Source organism: Pseudomonas putida, from assembly GCA_041879295.1.
Taxonomy (GTDB): Bacteria; Pseudomonadota; Gammaproteobacteria; order Pseudomonadales; family Pseudomonadaceae; genus Aquipseudomonas; species Aquipseudomonas putida_Y.
In genome coordinates, this window is the sequence record CP047152.1 from 1,340,028 (window position 1) to 1,361,163 (window position 21,136).

At 59.5% G+C, this 21,136-nt stretch carries 21 protein-coding genes; 9 read left to right on the forward strand and 12 right to left on the reverse strand.

Annotated features, from left to right (window positions below; all coding sequences use genetic code 11):
- Nucleotides 1-108: 108 nt before the first annotated feature.
- The 7 genes from GST84_06195 to GST84_06225 all read left to right on the forward strand — a co-directional run bounded on the left by GST84_06195 (nt 109) and on the right by GST84_06225 (nt 7,671).
- Nucleotides 109-1,005 (forward strand): hydratase, encoded by an 897-nt coding sequence (locus GST84_06195; protein ID XGB11971.1) that lies wholly within the window; start codon nt 109-111, stop codon nt 1,003-1,005.
- A 10-nt stretch (nt 1,006-1,015) separates the two neighbouring features.
- Nucleotides 1,016-2,170, forward strand: a complete 1,155-nt coding sequence (locus tag GST84_06200; GenBank protein XGB11972.1) for a hypothetical protein — start codon at nt 1,016-1,018, stop codon at nt 2,168-2,170.
- Nucleotides 2,167-3,156, forward strand: a complete 990-nt coding sequence (locus GST84_06205) for an asparaginase (protein XGB11973.1) — start codon at nt 2,167-2,169, stop codon at nt 3,154-3,156. Before GST84_06200 ends, GST84_06205 begins: the two co-directional genes overlap by 4 nt.
- A gap of 91 nt (nt 3,157-3,247) precedes the next feature.
- Nucleotides 3,248-3,799: a UPF0149 family protein gene (locus GST84_06210; protein ID XGB11974.1), complete on the forward strand. Its 552-nt coding sequence runs from the start codon at nt 3,248-3,250 to the stop codon at nt 3,797-3,799.
- A gap of 173 nt (nt 3,800-3,972) precedes the next feature.
- Entirely contained in the window at nt 3,973-4,602 is a 630-nt protein-coding gene (locus GST84_06215; GenBank protein ID XGB11975.1) for a glutathione S-transferase, read from the forward strand.
- A gap of 27 nt (nt 4,603-4,629) precedes the next feature.
- Entirely contained in the window at nt 4,630-6,666 is a 2,037-nt protein-coding gene (locus GST84_06220) for a 2Fe-2S iron-sulfur cluster binding domain-containing protein (GenBank protein ID XGB11976.1), read from the forward strand.
- A gap of 108 nt (nt 6,667-6,774) precedes the next feature.
- On the forward strand, nt 6,775-7,671 hold the full coding sequence (locus GST84_06225; protein XGB11977.1) for a LysR family transcriptional regulator: 897 nt from the start codon (nt 6,775-6,777) through the stop codon (nt 7,669-7,671).
- A gap of 73 nt (nt 7,672-7,744) precedes the next feature.
- Here GST84_06225 and GST84_06230 read toward each other — a convergent pair whose 3' ends face one another.
- The 11 genes from GST84_06230 to GST84_06280 form a co-directional block, all read right to left on the reverse strand.
- Nucleotides 7,745-8,614: an aldose 1-epimerase gene (locus GST84_06230; GenBank protein XGB11978.1), complete on the reverse strand. Its 870-nt coding sequence runs from the start codon at nt 8,612-8,614 to the stop codon at nt 7,745-7,747.
- Nucleotides 8,615-8,639: 25 nt separating this feature from the next.
- Nucleotides 8,640-9,563, reverse strand: coding sequence for an EamA family transporter (locus tag GST84_06235; GenBank protein ID XGB11979.1), 924 nt, complete (start codon nt 9,561-9,563; stop codon nt 8,640-8,642).
- A gap of 66 nt (nt 9,564-9,629) precedes the next feature.
- Nucleotides 9,630-10,910 (reverse strand): TRAP transporter large permease subunit, encoded by a 1,281-nt coding sequence (locus GST84_06240; protein XGB11980.1) that lies wholly within the window; start codon nt 10,908-10,910, stop codon nt 9,630-9,632.
- On the reverse strand, nt 10,911-11,438 hold the full coding sequence (locus GST84_06245) for a TRAP transporter small permease subunit (protein ID XGB11981.1): 528 nt from the start codon (nt 11,436-11,438) through the stop codon (nt 10,911-10,913).
- 65 nt (nt 11,439-11,503) lie between these two features.
- The gene (locus GST84_06250) at nt 11,504-12,475 is read right to left on the reverse strand and encodes a DctP family TRAP transporter solute-binding subunit (GenBank protein ID XGB11982.1); all 972 of its coding nucleotides are present in this window, start codon (nt 12,473-12,475) and stop codon (nt 11,504-11,506) included.
- Between the two features lie 65 nt (nt 12,476-12,540).
- A complete protein-coding gene (locus GST84_06255) occupies nt 12,541-13,422 on the reverse strand; it encodes an SMP-30/gluconolactonase/LRE family protein (protein ID XGB11983.1) in 882 nt (293 codons plus the stop codon).
- A 21-nt stretch (nt 13,423-13,443) separates the two neighbouring features.
- Nucleotides 13,444-14,250 (reverse strand): NAD-dependent epimerase/dehydratase family protein, encoded by an 807-nt coding sequence (locus GST84_06260; GenBank protein ID XGB11984.1) that lies wholly within the window; start codon nt 14,248-14,250, stop codon nt 13,444-13,446.
- A 401-nt stretch (nt 14,251-14,651) separates the two neighbouring features.
- On the reverse strand, nt 14,652-15,890 hold the full coding sequence (locus GST84_06265; protein ID XGB11985.1) for an outer membrane porin, OprD family: 1,239 nt from the start codon (nt 15,888-15,890) through the stop codon (nt 14,652-14,654).
- A 791-nt stretch (nt 15,891-16,681) separates the two neighbouring features.
- Complete coding sequence (locus GST84_06270; protein ID XGB11986.1) at nt 16,682-17,416, reverse strand: hypothetical protein; 735 nt, start codon at nt 17,414-17,416, stop codon at nt 16,682-16,684.
- Entirely contained in the window at nt 17,403-17,666 is a 264-nt protein-coding gene (locus tag GST84_06275) for a hypothetical protein (GenBank protein ID XGB11987.1), read from the reverse strand. The genes GST84_06270 and GST84_06275 overlap by 14 nt, the downstream gene beginning before the upstream one ends.
- A gap of 340 nt (nt 17,667-18,006) precedes the next feature.
- Entirely contained in the window at nt 18,007-18,543 is a 537-nt protein-coding gene (locus GST84_06280) for a phage antirepressor protein (protein ID XGB11988.1), read from the reverse strand.
- A gap of 681 nt (nt 18,544-19,224) precedes the next feature.
- On the opposite strand from GST84_06280, the gene GST84_06285 reads away from it, so the two are divergent.
- Nucleotides 19,225-19,704 (forward strand): DUF4065 domain-containing protein, encoded by a 480-nt coding sequence (locus GST84_06285; GenBank protein ID XGB15716.1) that lies wholly within the window; start codon nt 19,225-19,227, stop codon nt 19,702-19,704.
- Entirely contained in the window at nt 19,685-20,173 is a 489-nt protein-coding gene (locus GST84_06290) for a hypothetical protein (GenBank protein XGB11989.1), read from the forward strand. Before GST84_06285 ends, GST84_06290 begins: the two co-directional genes overlap by 20 nt.
- Nucleotides 20,174-20,316: 143 nt before the next feature.
- Here the strand turns inward: GST84_06290 and GST84_06295 are convergent, their stop codons facing one another.
- Nucleotides 20,317-21,084, reverse strand: a complete 768-nt coding sequence (locus GST84_06295) for a hypothetical protein (GenBank protein XGB11990.1) — start codon at nt 21,082-21,084, stop codon at nt 20,317-20,319.
- Nucleotides 21,085-21,136: the final 52 nt, after the last annotated feature.

The window sequence follows — 21,136 nt, forward strand, 5'->3', positions numbered from 1 at the left end:
CATTATGTGACTTTCCTTTGGTCCCATAGGACTCTCCTGACTGTCGCTCCCTGACCCAACATCGCTTTACTGGCGTCCTTCCAAAACAACCACAAGAAGGAAGCCGCCATGTCTGAATCCTGTTCCCCCGTCAGCCCCGTACGTATCGCTGTCATCCAGTACGACCCTCAGGTCGGTCTTGAGCACTGTGAGAGCAACGTGAGCAGAGGCCTGGCATTGGCCCGGCGCGCAGCACGCGAAGGCGCCAACCTGATCGTACTGCCTGAACTGGCCAACACGGGCTACACCTTCAATTCCCGTGCCGAAGCCTATTCCCATGCGCAGGTGCTGCAGGACGGCCCTTGCCTGAAAACCTGGGCCGACTTCGCCAAGCAATACCAGGTATACCTGGCTGCGGGGTTTGCCGAACGCGACGGGCTTAAGCTCTACGACAGTGCAGTGCTGTTTGGCCCCGAAGGCCTGCTTGGGCACTACCGCAAGGCGCATCTGTGGAACCAGGAAAAGCTTTGGTTCACCCCCGGAGATTTGGGGTTTCCGGTATTCGAGACGCCTATCGGCCGTATCGGCCTGCTAATCTGCTGGGACATCTGGTTCCCGGAAGTACCCCGGGTGATGGCCGCGCAAGGCGCCGACATCATCTGCAGCCTCAACAACTGGGTATGGACCCCGCCGCCGTTGTTTGATGATGCAGGGCGTTGTATGGCTTCGTACCTGACCATGACGGCAGCCCATGTCAACAACGTTTATATCGCCGCCGCGAACCGTGTCGGCAGCGAGCGGGGCGGGCGCTTCCTGGGCTGCTCGCTGATCGCCGGTACCAATGGCTGGCCGATCGGCGAGGTGGGCAGTGCAGAAGCCGAGGAGATTATCTATGCCGATGTCGATTTGAGCAGTGCACGCTCGGCACCGATCTGGAACAGCCTCAACGACCTGCCAAGAGACCGGCGCACCGACCTCTACGATGCCACCCTTGGCTATCGCTTGCATGCACCTATGCCACGCTGAGGAATTGCGAATGAACACGCTCTTCTTCTCACGACAGCAGCATTGGCTTGTGTTGATGTTCGGCTGCCTGCTGGTGTTTTTCGCTGCAAGCCTTGCCCATGGCCAATGGCTGGATTATGCACAGAGGGTGGCGACGCTCGATGAGCCGCTCAGCCGCTTGCGCTGGATTGTTGGTGATATCAGTGAAGTGGCTTTCTACAAGCACGAACTGCCCGCGCTTGGCTTGCTGCTGGGCGCGTGCCTGGCGCACTGGGCGCAGCTGCGAGGATACCGCTGGCAGGGCTTTGCCATTTGCTATGGCAGCGGATTATGGCCATGGGTGTTTACCAGCTCGCTTTTGGGCTTGCTGCTAAGTCATGTGTTGTGGGGATGGACCTTGGCCAGTGGTACTTGGCAACCTACCTTCGTTGCCTTCGTGTCATTGCCGGCAGCCATGGTCTTGCTTTTTGGTGCGGGCTGGCGGGTGACGATCACGGGGGCGCTACTGGGGGCTCTACTGGTAACACCGGCCAGCCTGCTGATGGTCAATTACCTGTGTTATCCCCTGCAGTTGCCCGTGGTAGTGGGCAATGTGAGTGGCATGGCTGTGGCAAGCGTCGTGGCCTTCATCCTGTGCAAGCGCTTTCCTTCATGGGTACGCCAATGCCGTGAACCCACCGTCGTGGAGCCGGTTGTCAATCAGCCTGACTACGGTGTGGTCTGGACTTTGCGGCGCGTTCTGGCCGACTTCAGCGAAGCCCCATTCTTTGGTAATGAACTGGCCAGCCTCGGGCTACTGCTGGGTGTGTTGCTGGCTTACCTGTTGAGCCCGGCTGCACTGTCCTACGGTTCTATGCTGGTGATGCAAATAGTGGCCGGGCAGGCCCTGGCATCCCTGGTCGGGGTTGTATGCTGGCGTGGACAGTGGAAAGCCCGTGGGTGGTACCCTACCTACATTCCGATTGTGTCGATCGTCCCCGCTGCGGTGTTGACACATGGCGGCAGCTGGCAAGTGGTGGTGATCAGTGCAGTACTGGGTGCACTGGTGGCTCCGCCGCTGGCAGTGGCGATCACTCAGCGGTTGCCGGCCTATGTGCATGGCTACATCGGCAATGTGATGTCGATGGCCGTCTGCACGCTGGGAATCGTGCCTGTAACCGGATTGCTTGTGGGGGGAGCAGCATGAGTGAACATTCGAGCCTGCCCAGGCTGTCGATCGCCACTCTGGGCGGCACGGTCAGTATGCGGGCCGGTGCTGTCGGGGGTGGTGTGACGCCAAGCCTGGATTGTGAGCGGCAACTGCTTCAGGTTCCACAGTTGCGCGAGATGGCGCAGTTGAACGTTGCTTCATTGTGTCTGCTCCCCAGTGCATCGCTGGGCTTCGCGACGTTGCTGGAGGTGTTGGCATGGGCCCGGGGCGAAGTGGAGCGCGGGGCTCAGGCCTTGGTATTGAGCCAAGGGACCGACAGCCTTGAGGAAACGGCCTATTTCCTGGACCTGCTCTGGTCATTCGATGTGCCATTGGTGATGACCGGTGCCATGCGCTCGGCGAGTCAGCCGGGCAATGATGGGCCGGCCAACTTGTTGGCTGCGGCTCAGGTTGCATTGGCACAACACAGCCGTGGGCGAGGTGTGCTTGTGGTCATGAACGATCAGGTCCACAGCGCGGCAAGGGTTCGCAAGACGGCCAGCGTGGCGATGGCGGCATTCGAGTCGCCCGGATTTGGCCCGTTGGGTGACGTTCTGGAGGGTGATGTGTTGTATCGCCATCCGCCCGGGCGACGGGAGGTGTTGCCGTTACCGTATCGCACCGACCAGCGCGTTGCCCTGCTGGAAGCCTGCCTGGACGCAGATACGGCGCTGCTGCAGGCTGTGGCCACATTGGGTTATGAGGGGGTGGTCATCGCCGGTTTCGGTGCTGGTCATGTTTCCGCCAGTTGGTCCGAAGTGCTGGAACACCTGGCGCCCACCGTGCCGGTCATGGTTGCTACGCGCACAGGGAGAGGGCCTACAGCCCGGGCAACCTACGGGTTTGCTGGTGCAGAGATCGACCTGCAGAAAAAAGGCGTGTACATGGCTGGGCAACTCTGCCCGCGCAAATGCCGCATCTTGCTGTGGCTGCTGATCGGCACCGGCCGACAGCATGAGCTGCAGGACTGGTTGCACTCCTGAGCCTTCTGCCCGCGCGATCATTCGCGCGGGCAGCCCTTCCGGCGTTGCTGTGCTAGGGTGCACACACTTTTGCATCCCAGGATTCTTACCCATGCTCCCCGTACTCAGTGAAAAAGAACTCGACCGCCTCGAAGACCTGCTGATCACCTATGGCAATGACTACTCGGTGCTGAACCTGGCCGAGCTCAATGGCTTTTTCGTCGCGTTGGCCAGTTCGCCGGTCACTGTCCTCCCGGAACAATGGTTGCCCGCAGTGGCGGGTGGCAAGGTACCGAAGTTCAAGAAGCCCGCCCATGAGGAGGCCTACACGGCATTGATGCTGCGTTATGCCAGCCAGGTGGCAGAAGAACTGAGCAATGAGGTCGACCAGTTCGAACCGCTGTTCGAGGAACGCGAAGGCGAGCAGGGCACTGTGATCGTGATGGAGGAGTGGTGTTTCGGCTACATGCGCGGTACCCAGATTGCCGGTTGGGGCGAGTTGCCACCGGAGCAGGCCTTGCTGCTCAAGGCCATTTCGCTACATGGGCTGGAGGATAATTTCGAGCTGCTGGACCAGATGAGCGAAGAGGATATCCAGGCCTGCGTGCCGCAGGTGGTCGAGGCTGCGCGTGGGTTGTTCCGACATTTCAAAAAGCTGCACTGATCTGATAGTTGCATCGGCTAGCGCTCACCTGCGGGTGCCAGCGCAGTGTTTGGAAACCATTATTCCGCCCCGCGAAATTATGGTTTCCCCTGCGCACTGATTCTGCTGCCAGCCGATCCAGTGCAGCATGTGCTCCATCAGCCCCATCCCGGCGCTGACCAGGAGCCAAGCCCATGTCGAACCCGATCAAGCTCTACAACTTCCCCAAGTCTGGCCATGCCCATCGCATCGAGTTGATGCTCTCGCTACTGAACCTGCCCTCAGAGTTGGTGTTCGTCGACTTGGCCAAAGGCGCCCACAAGCAGCCGGACTTCCTTGCCCTCAACCCGTTCGGCCAGGTTCCAGTCATCGATGACAACGGCACGGTGATTGCCGACTCCAACGCCATCCTCGTCTACCTGGCCAAAAAGTATGACAACGGTACCTGGCTGCCCGAAGAACCTGCCGCCGCCGCCCGTGTGCAACGCTGGCTATCGGTCGCCGCCGGCCCGCTGGCCTTTGGCCCGGCAGCCGCCCGCCTGGTCACGGTGTTCGGGGCTTCGTTCAATACCGACGAAGTGATTTCCCGCGCCCACACCTTGCTCAAGGTGATCGATGCCGAGTTGGCCAACACGCCATTCCTGGCGGGTAGCACACCCACCATCGCGGACATTGCCAACTACTCCTACATCGCTCACGCCCCGGAGGGCAATGTGTCGCTGGAGCCGTATGCCAATGTGCGCAACTGGCTGGCGCGGATCGAGGCACTGCCGCGTTTCGTCCCCATGCCGCGCACCGTGATCGGGCTGCAAACCCACGCCTGAAACCCCGCCATCGCGAGGAGCGCCGCCATGCAACAGTCTCCTGATCACCGCCCCTCACCCTGGCATGCGGGTGAAAAGACCCTGCAGGAAAAGGTCGGTGTAGCAGAACGCATGGAGGCGTTCGGGCAAAAGGTCATTCGTGACCACATGCCCGACCAGCACCGAGCGTTCTATCACCAGTTACCGTTCATGGTCGCCGCCAGTGTGGATGCCCAGGGCCGGCCTTGGGCCACGCTGCTGGAAGGGCCAGAAGGGTTCGTAAGCTCGCCCGACCCTCGTATGCTCACGATCCACACCACGTTGCCAGCGGAGGACCCCGCCACCCCCGGGTTGGCAGCCGGGCAGGCCGTCGGTCTGCTGGGGATCGAACTGCACACCCGTCGGCGCAATCGCATCAACGGGCAGATCCGCCACGCTGCACAGGGGCAACTGCAAGTGGCCGTAGAGCAGGCGTTTGGCAACTGCCCGCAGTACATCCAGTTGCGTGACTACACCCGCGTCACCGAACCCGCCCTCGGGCGCTTCGATGCGACAACACTGGATACCTCAACCGTCAGCATGATCGAGGCCGCCGATACCTTCTTCGTCGCCAGCTATGTCGAGCATGCTGACGGCCAGCGCTCGGTGGATGTCTCCCACCGTGGTGGCCGGCCAGGGTTCATCAAGGTCGAAGGCAATCGGCTCACCATTCCCGACTATGCTGGCAATCTGCATTTCAACACCTTGGGTAACCTGGTGGTCAACCCGCGGGCCGGCTTGCTGTTCATCGACTTTAAAAATGGCAATGTGTTGCAACTGTACGGGCATGCCGAGGTGCTGCTGGACAGCCCGGCCATCCAGGCCTTTGAAGGCGCGGAGCGGTTATGGACACTGCAGGTCGAGCAGATGGTGTGGCGCCCGGCTGCTGTTGCCCTGCGCTGGGCTTTCAAGGAATACGCGCCGACCAGTCTGATGACCGGTACCTGGGCCGAGGCCGATGCGCGCCTGGAGCAGCGGCAACAACAGCGCCAATGGCTGGCCTGGCGGGTGCTGCGGGTGGAGCAGGAAAGCCGCGACATCCGCTCGTTCTATCTCGAATCACCGGCAGGCTGCCGTGTGGCCTTTGCCCCTGGCCAGCATCTGCCTGTGCAAGTGCCGCGTGATGGCGAAGCGGCGCTGATTCGTACCTACAGCCTTTCAAGTGCCCCGGCCGATGGGTTCTTGCGCATCAGCGTCAAAGCCCAGGGCCCGGCTTCGCGGTATCTGCATGAGCACGTTGTGGCCGGCGATGTGTTGAATGTACGTCCGCCGATGGGCAGCTTCACGCTTGACCAGCAAAGTACGCGGCCGTTGGTGCTGATCGGTGCGGGCGTGGGCATCACGCCGCTGCTGGCCATGCTGCGCCAGCAGTTGAGCACGGGGCAGGCCCGGCGCATTCATCTGTTCCATGGCGCACGCAGCCTGGCTGACTTGCCGTTCCAGCAGGAACTGACGACCTTGCGGCAACAGGCTGGCGATCTGCTGCATGTACACCGCGCCCTGAGCCAGCCTGAAGGGCACGCGCAGCTTGGCCGTGATTATGAGTTCGCCGGTCGGTTGGGTATCGAACAGGTCAAGGCAACGCTGGCGTTGGACGACTACGATTTCTACCTGTGTGGGCCGGGCAGCTTCACCCAGCAACTTTACGAAGGGCTGCGTGGGGTGCATGTGCCGGATGCGCGGATTCACGCCGAAGCATTTGGCCCGTCGACGCTGCGGCGGCACACCGATGCAGACCAGCCAATCTTGCAACAGCCGCCTGCCGCCGACGAACCGGTGCCGGTGTATTTTGCCGCGTCGGCCAAGGAGGCACGCTGGGTTCCCGGTAGCGGCACCTTGCTGGAACTGGCCGAGGCGCGTGGGCTGACCCCGGAGTTCAGTTGCCGGGGTGGTTCGTGTGGTACCTGCAAGACCCGACTGGTGAGCGGCCAGGTGCATTATCCAAATCCGCCGGCAGAGCTGCCGGAGGCGGGTTCGGTGCTGATCTGTTGTGCTGTGCCCGCGAAAGTTGAGGAGGGGATGCAGGCGCTGGTGCTGGATGTTTGATTCAAGCCAGTCGCAGGAACGGGCTTGCCCGCGAAGAGGCCGGCACAGCTAACACCAGGCATCCAGATGAAAGATAATCCGCACGCCCCATAGCCCTCAGGAGCCCGCATGGACCAGATCCACCTGATGAAGGTGTTCGTCGCCGTCGGCGAGCTGGAAAGCTTCGCCGCGGCTGCCCGCCGTCTGGACATTTCCCCGGCCGCTGTCACCCGCGCCGTCAGCGCCCTGGAAGAGCAGCTAGGGGTCAAGCTGTTGCTGCGCACAACTCGCAGCGTGCGCCTGACCGAGGCCGGCGGCCGTTATCTGGAAGATACCCGGCACATCCTCGCCAGCATCCACGAGGCCAATGAAGCCGCTGCCGGCATCAACGCGACCCCCAGGGGCGATCTGGCGGTGACCGCGCCGATCCTGTTCGGCAGGAAGTTCGTCATGCCGTGCATCGTCCGTTACCTGCAGCAGTACCCGGAAGTCGATGTTTCCGCGTACTTCCTCGACCGCGTGGTGAACATGGTCGAGGAGGGCATGGACGTGGCCGTGCGCATCGGGCCGTTGCCCGACTCCGGGTTGAAGGCGCTGCGGGTGGGCAGGGTGCGGCGCATGTTGTGTGCCTCCCCCGACTACCTGGCGCGTCATGGTGTGCCAAAGCACCCGTCTGACCTGGCCGGGCACGCGGTAATCGGCACCACCAACCTGTCGCCGCGGGCCGGTTGGCGCTTCGGCGTGACCGACGAGCCGACCTTGGTGCGCATGAAGCCACGGCTGACGGTAACCAGCAATGACGGGGCAATCGCCGCTGCCAGCGGCGGGCTGGGCATTGCCCGGCTGCTGTCGTATCAGGTCGTAGACGAACTGGCCAGCGGGCAGCTGCAGGTGCTGCTGGCCGAGTACGAAGAGGCGCCCTGGCCCATTCATGTGCTGCACCGCGAAAGCAAGTACGGTTCGGCCAAGGTCAGGGCCTTTATCGACATGCTGGCGCAAGGTTTGCGCGATCAGCAGCTGGATTGAGAACCTGCATCGCGTCGAGAAATGATGCGAAACAATGTTTGATACCGTGGCGGCCGTTTTTCACGCAACCCGCTCACAACGCCTGATACTGCATCCTGAACGCCAGGTTCATTGCCTCCCCCCGGTGCAACAATCGCAACCCTGGCCGCCCTGGCAGGTGGTGCGCGTTGATGGGGTGGCTAACCGGCTCAAAGCAGAAAAAACCTTGTCCTTGCGGGCAAAACAGCAAGAAGTGTCCAGCCTCGTTGGCACTGCACGCCAGTCGATAACCCGCGCTGGGCTGTTCGATCACGCACTCCCCTGGCCAGCCACTGAAGGCGTGATCAACCACTGCCTCGGGCAAACGCCTCATGGCATTGAAACGCCATTGCTCAGGCACCTCGGCCTCGTACGAAGGCAACCTCCCATCCTCGGCCAGCCACACCTTGCGCGCAGTTGCGTACAACTTGGTATCGGGATACCGCGGAAAGTAGGGATGCAGCCCCAGGCCATACCAGGTAGCTGGCTCACCCTGGTGCATCACATGCAGGTCCAGGTTCAGGCAACCCTCATGCAGGTGCACATCCAGCGTGGCCTGGTAGGCAAACGGCACGGCACTGTCCAGCGTCAACCGAGCTTGCTGTTCACTGTGGTGTTCTACCTGCCAGGCCTGTTGCCAGGCACTGCCATGAATCGGGTAAGGGTCATGTCCGGTATTCGCTAACAGTGCCTGCCACCCCTCGGGCCGGGCAAAGCCACCCTCGCCAATACGGTTGGACCACGGCGCCAGCGGGTAGCAGGCCAGGCGTCGGGGTGTACCGCTGGCCAGCGCGGCCGCGTCGGTATGGCGCAGCAGTGCCTGCCCGGTCGCCTTTACCTGCCAGTTGACCAGGCTGGCGCCCACTTCCGGGGCCAGGCTCAGGTGTGTCAGGCGGTCTTGCAGGTGCAGTTCGGTCACAGCCATGCAGGGCTCCTTTGTGGAAGATCAATCATTTGGCCCGGCGGTAGGTGAGCAGCACGATACCGCACACCACCACCGCGCCGCCGACCAGCTGCACAGTGCTCAGGTGCTGGTCGAGCAAGGCCCAGCCCAGCAACAACGTGGCGATGGGTTCAACGTTCATTACCGGTGCGTTCTGCGCCATGTTCAGGCGAGGGACACAGACGAACAGCAAGCTGAAGGCCAGGCCATACAGCACTACCAGAGTGGCCAGGGCCGCCCAGCCACTGCTGCTGCCTGGCAGTGACAGACCGGATGGGATCACCCCGCTTGCGCCTGCAACCAGCATGCTGGAGAACACGATCAGCAGGGTCAGCAGGCTGCGTACAGGGCCGCGCACGGCAGCCAGTTTTTGGTCGGTGATCCACAAGGCACAGGCAAAGGCACAGGCCGCGCCGAAAGCCAGGCTTACCCCTAATGCCCAGTGCGGGTTGGCCGCAGCGCTGTCGGCCAGGTGTGCCGGCACATCCAGCGCCAGTACCAGGCCGCACAGAATCAGGCCCATGAACAACACCGTGCGGCCGGTGGGGCGTGCACCGCCCAGTGCCCATGTGAGCAGCGCCAGCAGCATCGGGAACGTGTTGCCCACCAGCAGCGCCAGGGCTACCGGAATGCGTGCGACTGCCGAATAAAGGCACAGGCTTTGGGTGGCGATCAGCAGGCCGAGCAGCAGTTGCCAATGCCGGGTACCGGCGGGCAGGCTCAGGGCCTGGCGTTGCCACAGCAGCAGGCAGGCAAGCACCAGCAAGGTAATACCTGAACGGCAGAGAATGGCCAGCAGCACGCCGGTGCCGTTGTCGAATGCGATGCGAGCGGCAATGTGGTTGCCGGCGAATGAACAGGCCAGCAGGGCCAGCAAGGCGATTGCCAGTTTGCGTGGGAATAGAGGTACAGCCGAGGAGGGGGCAGCCATGTGCAGGATCCGTTGCAGGTAGGGCCAAGGGGGCTGCTTTGCAGCCCATCGCAGCCCCGGTTTTATTTACAGCACCACACTGGGCAGCCACAGCGAGATGGCCGGAATGTAGGTCACCGCCATCAGCACCATGAACAGCGCCAGGTAGAACGGCAGCATTGCCTTGATCGTCGACTCGATGCTCACCTTGCCGATGGCTGAGCCGACGAACAGCACGGCGCCCACCGGCGGTGTGATCAGCCCGATGCCCAGGTTCACCAGCATGATCATGCCAAAGTGCACCGGGTCCACGCCGATACCGGTGATCACCGGCAACAGGATCGGCGTAAGAATCAGGATCAGCGGCGCCATGTCCATCACCGTGCCCAGCAGCAACAGCATGAAGTTGATGCACATCAGGACCACATAGCGGTTGTCCGAGAGGGTCAGAAACGCCGTGGTGATCTTTGACGGGATCTGCATCAGCGTCATCACGTAACCAAAACTGGCAGCAAAGCCGATGAGGATCATCACGATCGAGATGGTCCGTACCGTGCGGTGCATCAGCTTGGGCAGGTCGCGCCACTTGTAGTCGCGGTAGATGAACATGGTCACGAAGAACGACCACACCACCGCCACTGCTGCCGATTCGGTCGCGGTGAACATGCCCGACAGAATGCCGCCCAGAATGATCACCATGGCCATCAGGCCCCACAGCGCTTCGCCGGCTATCTTCAACGCCTGGCGCATCGGGATCACTTCACCCTTGGGGTAGTTGCGCTTCTTGGCAAAGATCAGGCACAGGCCCATCATCACGGCGCTCAGCAGCAACCCGGGCATCACACCTGCCATGAACAGCGAGCCAATGGAAACCGTACCGCCCGCCGCCAGCGAGTACAGCACCGAGTTGTGGCTGGGCGGAGTCAGCAGCGCCTGTACCGAGCCGCTGACGGTCACGGCGGTGGAGAACTCGCGCGGGTAGCCTTTGCGCTCCATCTCCGGGATCAGCACCGAACCCACCGACGCGGTGTCCGCCACCGACGAGCCGGAGATTGCGCCGAAGAAGGTCGAGGCCATGATGTTGACCAGCGACAGCCCGCCACGCACGAAGCCCACCAGTACCCCGGCAAACGCCACCAGTCGCCGTGACATTCCGCCTTCGGCCATGATCGCACCGGCCAGCACGAAGAACGGAATCGCCAGCAGCGAGAATTTGTTAACCCCACTGGCCACCTGGATCATCATCGCCTGCAGCGGGATGTCGATCCACCAGGCGCCAATCAACGCCGACAGGCCCAGGGCGTAGGCCACTGGCATGCCCAGCAGAATAAGGGCAATGAAGCTGCCCAACAGAATGAACGCATCCATTTATGCTGCTCCTTCGTTTTCTTCCAGGTGGTCGAAGCGCACTACCTTGCGGTGGCTCTGATCGCCCAGCAGGAGCCTTTCCAGCACAAAGACCAGGGTCAGCACGCCACCGATCGGGATCGGCGCATAGGTCATGCCCACCCGCACCCCCGGCAGTGACGCCAGAAACTGGTTCCAGGTGGTGATGCACAGCTTGGTGCCGTAGTAGGTCATGAACACGCACACCAGAATCATCAACACTTGCACCAGTAGCGCGGCCAGGCTGCGCTGCAGCGGTGGCAGGCGGTCGGTGATCATCGTCACCGCCATGTGTGCCCCGGCCCGGTAGCTTGCGGCGGCGCCGACGAAGGTGAACACCACCATCAGCAGGATGGCTACTGGCTCCGGCCAGCTGGCGCCGGTGCCGAGCACGTAGCGGGCGAAGATGCCCCACGGAATGATCAGTGACATGGTCAGGATCGACAGGCCGGCAACCCAGGTGCAGGTGCAGTACAGCGTGTCGTTCACACGCAGGAACAGGTTTTTCATGGGCATCACCAAAGCGGCAATGCGGCGGGCGCCGCGCTGCCGAGGTCGTTCGGGAAGGGGCGCGGTTACTGGACAGCGTTGATACGTTTCATCAGGTCGGCGTACTGCGCGCCGTATTTTTCGCGTACCGAAGCGGTGGCGTCGTAGAACGGCTTCTTGTCGACGGTAATGAATTCGACACCGGCGGCCTTGAGCTTCTCTTCGCTGGCGGCGGTCTTGGCATCCCACAGCGCGCGCTCTTCCATCTGTGCTTCACGCGCCACCTTCTTCACCAGCGCCTGCTGCTCGGGGCTGAGCTTGTTCCAGGTGGTCTTGGACATCACAACCGGCTCCGGGAGGATCAGGTGGCCAGTGAGGGTGTAGTACTTGGCGCTCTGGAAGTGGTTGTGCTCAAGTAGCGTGGGCGGGTTGTTCTCGGCACCATCGATCACGCCAGTCTGCAGGGCACTGAAGATTTCCCCGGTGTCCATGGCGATGCCGTTGCCGCCCATGGCGTTCATCATGTCGATGAACAGCGGGTTGCCCTGTACGCGAATCTTCATGCCCTTGAGGTCTTCCAGGCTGCGTACCGGCTTTTTCGTGTAGATGCTGCGCGAGCCCCCATCCATCCAGGCCAGGGCTACCAGGTTGAAATCGGAATTGGTGATCTTGTCGAGAATTTCCTGGCCGATCTCGCCGTCGATGATCTTGCGCATGTGATCATGGTCGCGGAACACGAACGGCATGTTGAACACGTTCACATCCGGCACCACCGGGCCGACTATCCCTAAGCTGACACGGGTCATTTGCACGGCACCGATCTGTGCCTGTTCGATCACTTCCTTTTCAGAACCCAGAACGCCGCCGGCGAACATCTTGAAGGTGATTTCGCCATTGCTGGCGTCTTCCAGCTTTTTACCCATGTTCTGTTCCGCCACCACGGTCGGGTACCCGGCCGGGTGAATTTCGGCGAACTTGATGTCCAGCGCCGAAGCAGGCATGGCCACGCTGAAGGCGAACGGGAGTACGGCAAGGAGCAGCTTGCGTTTGAACGTCATGATGAAACTCCGTGGTTTTTATTATCTGGTTTCGTGGGTACAAGTGTGGGTATGGCTAGGGGGCGTCAGCCCCGGTAGGCAGGTTCCTCCAGGCCCTTGGTGCCAGGGTCGAGGGCAAATACCCCGCCAGCCAGGGGCTGGTCGCTGAGGTCGATGCCCGTGGGGCGGATCGAGGTAACGTACAGAATGTCCAGGCTGGCGCCGCCAAAGGCACACATTGCCGGCTTTTTCACCGGCACGCGGAGCGATCGGTCGAGGCGACCTTCGGGGGTGAAACGGTGGATCTGCCCGGCGTCGTTGCCGCAGATCCAGTAGCAGCCGTCCTGGTCGATGGCGGCACCATCCGGGCGGCCGGGGTAGTCGCGCATGTCGATGAACAGCCGTTTGTTGTGCGGTGTGCCGCTGTCGATGTCGTAGTCGAAAGCCCACACCTTCTGCACGTTCGGGTGCGAGTCGGACAGGTACATGCGCGTGCCGTCGGGGCTGAAGGTCAGGCCGTTGGGCACGATCATGCCGTCCTGCTGCAGGTGCAGCTGGCCTTCGCCGTCCAGCCGGTACAGCGCGCCCACGTGGGCACCTTGCTGCATGTCCAGCAGCATGGTCCCGGCCCAGAAGCGGCCCTGACGGTCGCAGCGGCCATCGTTGAAGCGCATGCCGGCCTGAGCGTGCTGCACGTTGCTGAGCAGCCGGCTGTCCAGGCTGCCGTCCGCCATGGCCTGGAGCTGAAAGATGCCGCTTTCCATGCCCGCAACCCAACCCTGACCGCTGCGGGCTATACAGGCCAGCATCTCGTCGCCCTGCCAGCACTGGTGTTTGCCATCGGCCGCTTGCCAGCGATGCAACTGGCGAGCGGGAATGTCTACCCAGTACAAGGCCTGTTCACCGGGGTGCCACACAGGGCTTTCGCCGGTACCGTTGCGGGCGTCGACGATTAGTTCGCAGTTCATGCCGTGCCTCTTGGCTTGGGGTCAGTTGAACGGGCCGGCCACGGCGAAAGCGCCGCCTTGGTAGACCATGCTCGGGTCATCGGCGGCAGGGGCCGGTTGGGCCTCCACGGCAGCGCGGAAGGTTTCGGAGCTGTCCTTGGGTACATAGCCCAGGTGCGCGGCATGGCGGTTGTCCCACCACACGGTGCGATTGTCGGACGCGCCATAGACAATGGTGTGACCAACGCCGGGGGTGGACAGCCCGCGTTCGATCAACTGCACCAGGTCGTCGTAGCTCAGCCAAGTGCAGAGCATGCGCGGGTTCTGTGGCTGCGGGAACGACGAGCCGATGCGAATGCTGACGGTCTCGATGCCGTAGCGGTCAAAATAGAAGCTGGCCACATCTTCGCCGTAGCACTTGGACAGCCCGTAATAGCTGTCGGGACGGCGCGGCGCGTGAGCGTCGATGCGCTCATCCTGGCGATAGAAACCGATGGTGTGGTTGGAGCTGGCGAAGATGATGCGCTTGACCCCATGCTTGCGCGCCGCCTCGTACACGTGGAACACGCCGCAGATATTCGGGCCGAGAATCTCTTCGAAGGCGTGCTCGGTAGAAACCCCGCCGAAGTGGAGGATGGCGTCTACGCCCTCGACCAGGGCATGCACCGCAGCCTTGTCGGCCAGGTCGCAGGTAATGACTTCTTCATGCGGGCCCGCGGCCGGGGCCATGGGGCTGATATCAGACAGGCGCAGGACCTCGGCGTAGCCTTGCAGGCGTTCGCGAAGGACCTTGCCCAGGCCGCCTGCGGCTCCGGTGAGCAGCAGGCGATTGAAGGGAGTAGTGGTCATGGCCAGCTCTTGTTGTTAATTGTTGTAGGTTGTCGTATGACTTGGCTGATTATTGGCGGTGGTTCTGTGTGTTGTCAATGAGGCTTGGGCGGCTTTTGCCGGCCTTTTCGCGTGTAAAAATACGAAAGGCCTGCGCGGTCGCCCTTAGGAGCGGGTTTACCCGCGAAGAGGCCGGCCCTGCTGGCCAATCTCCACCCGTCGTTCACCGTTGCCGCCACCACCGTATTCGCGGGTAAACCCGCTCCTACACCTGATCAATGTTGGACACAGGTCGGTGGTTGGGCACAGGCCGTTGTAGGAGCGGGTTCACCCGCGAAAGGGCCGGCCCTGCTGGCCAATCTCCACCTGTCGTTCACCGTTTCCATCGCCACCGTATTCGCGGGTAAACCCGCAGGTCTTGATCAGAGCAGCGACAATGGATAGTTGAAGATCAACCGGTTCTCATCGAACTCGTTATTGCTGTAATCCCGGCGAATCGACGAGTTACGCCATTTCACGCTCAAATCCTTGAACGCCCCGCTCTGGATCACATACGCAAGCTCCGTTTCACGCACCCACTCCTTGCCATCGGTCACGCCCCCGCTGTGCACATCGCGCCCGCTGATGTAGCGGTTCATCAGGGTCAACCCCGGTACCCCGACGGTGACGAAGTTGAAGTCATGGCGCACCTGCCACGAACGCTCGTTGGCATTGTCGAAGCTGGAGTTGTAACTATCGTTGGCCAAGGTCCCGCCACTGGTGCCGTTCACCCGCATCCAGGTATCACCATCGACTTTCTGCAGCCCCACCCAGAAGGTGCTGCCGCCGTACTTGGCCGAGAACATCCCCGAGTAGGTCTTGTTGTCCAGCTGCCCGGCGCGCTCGGAGCCGTCCTCGTCGCCATGGAAGTAGCCCAGGTTCGCACCCAGGGTCCAGTCACCCACCGGCTGGCTGTGGCTCAGTTGCAGGTATTGCTGCTGGTACACGTCCTTCAGCACCGCATTCCAAAGCCCCACCAGCGTGCGGTCCTGGTTGAACTTGTACTCGCCGCCGACGAAGTTGAAGCGGTCCGACACGCCGCCGCCGTAGCTCATGTCTTCCATGCTCGCGTCGTTACGCGGGCTGTTGCCGCGGAACTGGCCGCCGTACAGGGTCAGCCCGGCGATTTCGTTGGAGGTCACCTGCCCGCCACGAAATGTTTGCGGCAACGAACGCCCGTCGTCCGAACGCAGAATCGGCAGCACCGGCATCCATTCACCGATCTTCAGTTCGGTCTTGGAAATACGCGCCTTGCCCGCCACTGCCAGGCGCCCGTAATCGCCGGCTGGCCGGCCATCGTCATGGCGAGGCAGCAACGCCGTACCATAAGTGCCGCCACCACCGTCGAGCTTGACCGACCACATCCCCAGCACATCAACGCCAAAGCCGATGGGCCCTTCGGTGAACCCCGAGCGGGCATCGAGAATGAAGCTTTGCGTCCACTCCTCGGCCTTGCTTTGCGGGTTGCTGGGGTTGGTGAAGTTGCGGTTGATGTAGAAGTTGCGCAACCCGAGGGTGGCCTTGCTGTCTTCGACAAATCCCGCAGCCAGGCTGGTGCCCGGCAGGCCGGCGATAACCCCGGCGCCAAGCAGGGCGAAGGGCAGGGTGTGGCAGATTTTCATTATTGTTGTGCTCCCTAAGGGTGTGGCAGCCCGTCCACCGGGCACGCGCAAGCGGCCTGCGGTAGGGGCGGGTAGATAACGGGCCGGTCAGGGCCAGGGGTGAATGCGCGGTAACCGGGCGCTACGTACTGGCTGGGGTACGCGAGCTGGCCGGGGGAAGAGGGGTGTGCAACAGGCGTGGGTGCAGCGGGATGGGTGTCGACATGGGTTCGTCCACGGATTGTTGTTTTTGTTATGTGTTGTCGTACAACTATGGGCGATTATTAGCAGGGGGGAAGTGGGCTGTCAACGCCTGATGGCTGTGCAATTTAGGGGTAAGATGGCAAAAATCTGGCTGCGGAAGCTCTACCGAGAGCCCTCTAGAGACATACTACGACTAAGGTAGTCCTAGGCACTATCCCAGCAGCGGGCGCGACCCCTGTAGGAGCGGCTTTAGCCGCGAACACCGGCAAAGCCGGTGCCATCCATCGCGTAACCTGCTTCGCGGGCAAGCCCGCTCCCACAGACGTACGCCTGTAAACCGAAGACATGGTTTACAAATCCAATCCAATCGGCTGTGGACCTTGTCTTTACCCTGCGCTATCTTCAGATCTGGCCTCGCCCTCGACCACGTAGACTGGCATGTCCAGTCCCGGCACCTCGTTGTGCCGTACCCCTCTTGTCGGCGTGGGCGGGGCCTATTCATTTGCGGAGCGACTGACTGGATGAGATCGAGCGCTCCCTAGCCCTCGCAGTTCATGCAAGCAAGCAGAACCTGCGCCGTAGCGCGCCTCTTTCCTTCAGCCAGTTCATCAAGATTCCCAAACCCGGCTCAGGTAGGCGTTGATGAACCAATCTGGCATGTCGTCCTGATGAAACTCCAGCGTGGTGCCATCAGTAATCTCTGCAAGAAAGACAGACTCATCTCCGGAGTTATCGAAAATATAAGCCCGATTTGCTGCGGAAATGGCCTCTGGAAGCAGTGAGAGTGTTCGAGCATAGCGCTGGGTAATTTTGTCTCTCGGGACGTCATGCCCGCCATCATCGACCCGGTTTGCTACCCGAAGAATATTGATCTGCGGTGAATCGGTGGCTACGAAATACAGGTAGGTCCGGTAGCCCATCTGCTGAGCCGTTTCCATAAATCGAACCTTCTCCGAAGAGGACATCACTGTCTCGAACGTGAAGCTGATTCTGCGTTCGAGCAATTGATGGCGGATGAGGTCTGCAATGACTGCAGCGTGGTAGGAATTTACATCCACGCCTCGGAATTCGATTTTTTGGCCTACGAGTGTTAGCCGGCCTGCACTCTCCTGCAGGCCTGCCCTTATGATCAATGGATGCTGGGTGAGATACGTCCGTAATGCCTGCTCGGTGAGCTCAAGGCCATAATCACTCAGGTCGATGAACCCTGTCGTTTTGGCAGACTTTTCAAGTTCATCAGCATTGACGTAAAGGTTGACCAGCCGAGCTGGAATCTGGTCCTTGATGGTGCTTTTGCCAGACCCATTAGGGCCGGCAAAAACGCGAAGCTTAGGCGCGCCCACTGAGCTTGCGCACGGTGAAGCGCTGCCCGGTCTTCACCTTCAGGCTCGGTTTGGTTTCTGCAAGCACTTCAACATGGCCATCAGCGTGGGTTGCGATGATGTGGTTGTTGTCGACGGTGACAACCGTATGCCCCGCTGCAACAGCCCGGAAATACGCAAGGCGTGTAGCAGCTGCAGCCATCTCTGGGATCTGGTTCTCCAGATTCTCGATAGCCTCGTCGCTAAGCTGGTTTTCGCGCAAGGTTGCCATAGCTTTTCCTGATTCGATCACACGCGTAGATTGATTGCTCATCAGTGTAATAGCCCTGGCAGATAACCAGAAGGCCGCGAGTGTGGTTTTTGCGGGCAGTGTTGAATCAAAATCCTACAAAAGGAGCATAGCTTGCCCAAAAAGGGCCGCAAAACGGCCCCAATTGGCTCACTGACTGGCAGTAGACTGATCCCGCTCCCACTGGTTCTGCAATAGCCGGAACCGCGTATTAGCAGAGCACGCAAACGCTGTTTAGGCTAACGGAATCAGTCCAGGCATCCGAGTTCGGTGTGGGAGCGGGTTCACCCGCGAAAGGGTCAGAACAGGTAAAAATCGCCCGCTAAATCCCATGCATCCGCAGCGCCCGCTGCGCGCACTCACGCCAGCTCAATTTGCGTTTCTCAGCCGGCCCCTGCAGCTCCACTTCCCCGGCCAGCACCACCGGCATATCCCGCATCTTCACCCAAGGCTCACTCTGCCAATACAACAACGTAGCGCTGCGTCCACCAGGCCAGCACATCTGCCCCAGCCTCGGCGCATCGTCCACCCCATCTGCCTGAATATCACGCAGTACCGCTACCACTTCATGTGTCAGCCACCGGCGCAAATGGCGGTTCTCCGGTACATGGTGATGCGCCAGCAAGGTATAGGCCCCGGACTCACTGACCATGGTGGTCTCCTGGTACTTGCCATAGCGCAGCAGTTGCACCGTGCGGTACTGATCCGGGTCAAGCTTGCGCATGCAGTGTTCGTCGAAGAAGTGACCGCTCAGCCGGCCGAGTTCGTGGGCGCAGAACCAGGCTTGGGATTCGAGCCAGAGAGTGTGGAGAGGGCGGTTGTGGCGGGTGAAGAGAGAGGGTTTTTGAAGGTCAGTCATGGCTGGCCTCCGTGGTCCTTTGAGCATGGCACAGGCGAGACGCATGTGCGAAAAGCCTGTAACTATCGGATTTGACGGGCATTTCAATTACCTCTACGTGATTACAGCTTTCTTAGGGCTGGGTGTCGGGAGCTAAGAAATCCCACGTAGCGGACCGGACGTATTCCCCTTGCGGGTCTTGTATTAGTCCGCTCCCGACATAACACGTTTTCTGCGCGCAGGATTAAACCACAGGCAAAAAAAAGCCGCATCTGTCGGGGCGGATTGACCGCTACGTGAGGCGTTTCTTAGGCGCCGTTCGTATCATTGCCTTCTTCACGGATCAGAAGCAAAAGCTTTATTGTAGGAAAATGCTGATATTCAAGAGTTCCTGATCCGGAAGATTCTCAGCAGCGCGCCCCGAGCGCGTCTGGCCTCATAATCGTGTGATGATTTGCCGTAGGTGCTGAGGCGCTCGGCTGAGCGTCAATGCCACCGGTGCAGGTTTCATGCGCTGCCATGAGGTCTATAATCGAGTCGGATGGTGGGGCCAGTTGGCTCACAATCGATCACGGGCTGTGCTCGATCAGTCGCCCAAACGTAACAATTTTGGTGTGGATGTTTAGCTGGCAGAGGCATAGGATGCGAGGCCCGATGACCCATGCGGTGTTCGTTGACCTTTTGATAGCTGAGGAGATTTCGATGACAAGACCTGTGGCGGTCGCACACTGGTTTGTAAACAACCTGAGTGATCATGCCGCTGGCGAGGTAGTCACGCATCTGCAGGTGCAAAAACTTCTGTATTTCGCCCAAGCATGGCACATGTTGGCCTTAGGCCGACCGTTGTTTGACGAGGATATGCAAGCCTGGCCTCACGGTCCAGTGGTGCCCTCTGTCTGGCATGAGTTCAAGAAATACGGATGGCAGCCTATTGCTCCTGGTGGTGCGTCCGAGGATATTGCACAGGATTCTGTGAATATATTGACGCAAGTCTGCGATGTTTACGGAGCATTTGCAGCCAAGAAGCTCGAGGCAATGACTCATTCTGAGCGTCCATGGATTCAAGCACGTGGCAATCTCTCCCCGGAAAAGCGGTGCGAAGAAGTAATTACGAAAGATTCAATTCTTGATTACTATAAGGAGACCTACGGGGAAATGGAAGATGGCGAAGAGACTGCCTAAAGATAAAATAAACAAGCAAGCTCAGTCGCTCGGTAAGTTATCTCCTATTGAGGAGAAGGTTTTCTCTCTCTGCGGTGCAATGGGTGGCGGGTCAGCTGACAATGAAAACCCATTTGTAACGCTGAAATACTTTTCTCACTCCTTTGAGTGCTTTTCAGCATGGGAAAAGGAGGAGCTTAAGTGTTTCAGCGATTTTTTGTCTTCACTTCGTCAGAGGACTTGGCGTCAAGTGCTGGAAACGAGCGGAAAAGCCGGGAGTAAAGTAGGTCTAGGCTACACGGCATATGACTTATCTACCGTAAAAACTAGCGCTGAAGAGCACTTGAGAAAAGTGCGTAGCGAAATTGGAGATGATATTACTTTTTTTGAGTTGAGGCTAAATCAAAAAATGCGTGTTCACGGCTTTAGAGCGAAAGCTGCATTTTTTCTAGTGTTGTTGGATCGCGAGCATCGTGTTTTTCCCGCATAAACGGTGTTTGGTGCTTTTGATTAATCCAAGTATTCGCTGTTGTTCTTGCGCGCCGGCAAAATGTAATCGCGCCTTTATAATATCGGCTTGCAATCCATGAACAGAAATTTAGGATTAGTATCCGTCGAGGCTTGGACCTTTCTTCATTTGGAAACTTCAGCAGGAGCAGGGCAATAGCTTGAGTTATGAACAAATTTTATTAGTTTTTTAGGCCACGTCGCAGGAGCGAAACCCTTTTCCATAATCAAGTACGAGCGGCTATCGTTCTTGAAGATGTTTACGTCAGCTAAGCTCCATATATAGTACCCTTCCATCGGTAGCTTAATATACTGCCCAAAAGCCTCTTCAATAATTGCTTGAAGACGATCATCGTTCAAGTTTTGTGGATCGTAGTTTTCCAGGTCAATTTTTGGTTGAGCATGTACCAGGATATGCGTTATTTTCTTTGTTTCGTCTTCTTCGTCAAAGTAGTATGTCGCACCACTAATGAATCCGTCCCGGTTTATGCTGTAGTAACCTGATTGACTGGTGTCTATTTGCTCTTTCCGAAAAATCTCGAATGCTAAGTCTGCGCTGTCTCCTATGCGCAGCTTACCTAAGCCTTTAGGGTAGGGATTGTTATACTGTATGGTGTCAAGGTTCAAGGCTTCAGTTAAAAAGTTGTTTGCTTTTTTTAGCTCTTGAGTTAGGGATGAATTTTTTTGCTCTGCTTCGGAGAGTTTTTTATTTAGAGTGGAAATGTATTTGGTTTTTTCGTTCAACTCTTTGGTTTTTTCGCTTATTACATTGTTAAGAGCGGATGTTCTTGTCGGGATGAGGCTCTGTTCGTAAACGCCGATGGCGAACAGAAAGGTTGCGGCTGCACTGATGGAGGCTGTTACGACATGACTGTTATCTTTCCATGAACTCATGAATACTCTCGCGCAAATAAGCTAGGCAAGGCTGCTGTGGGGCTTCTCACGT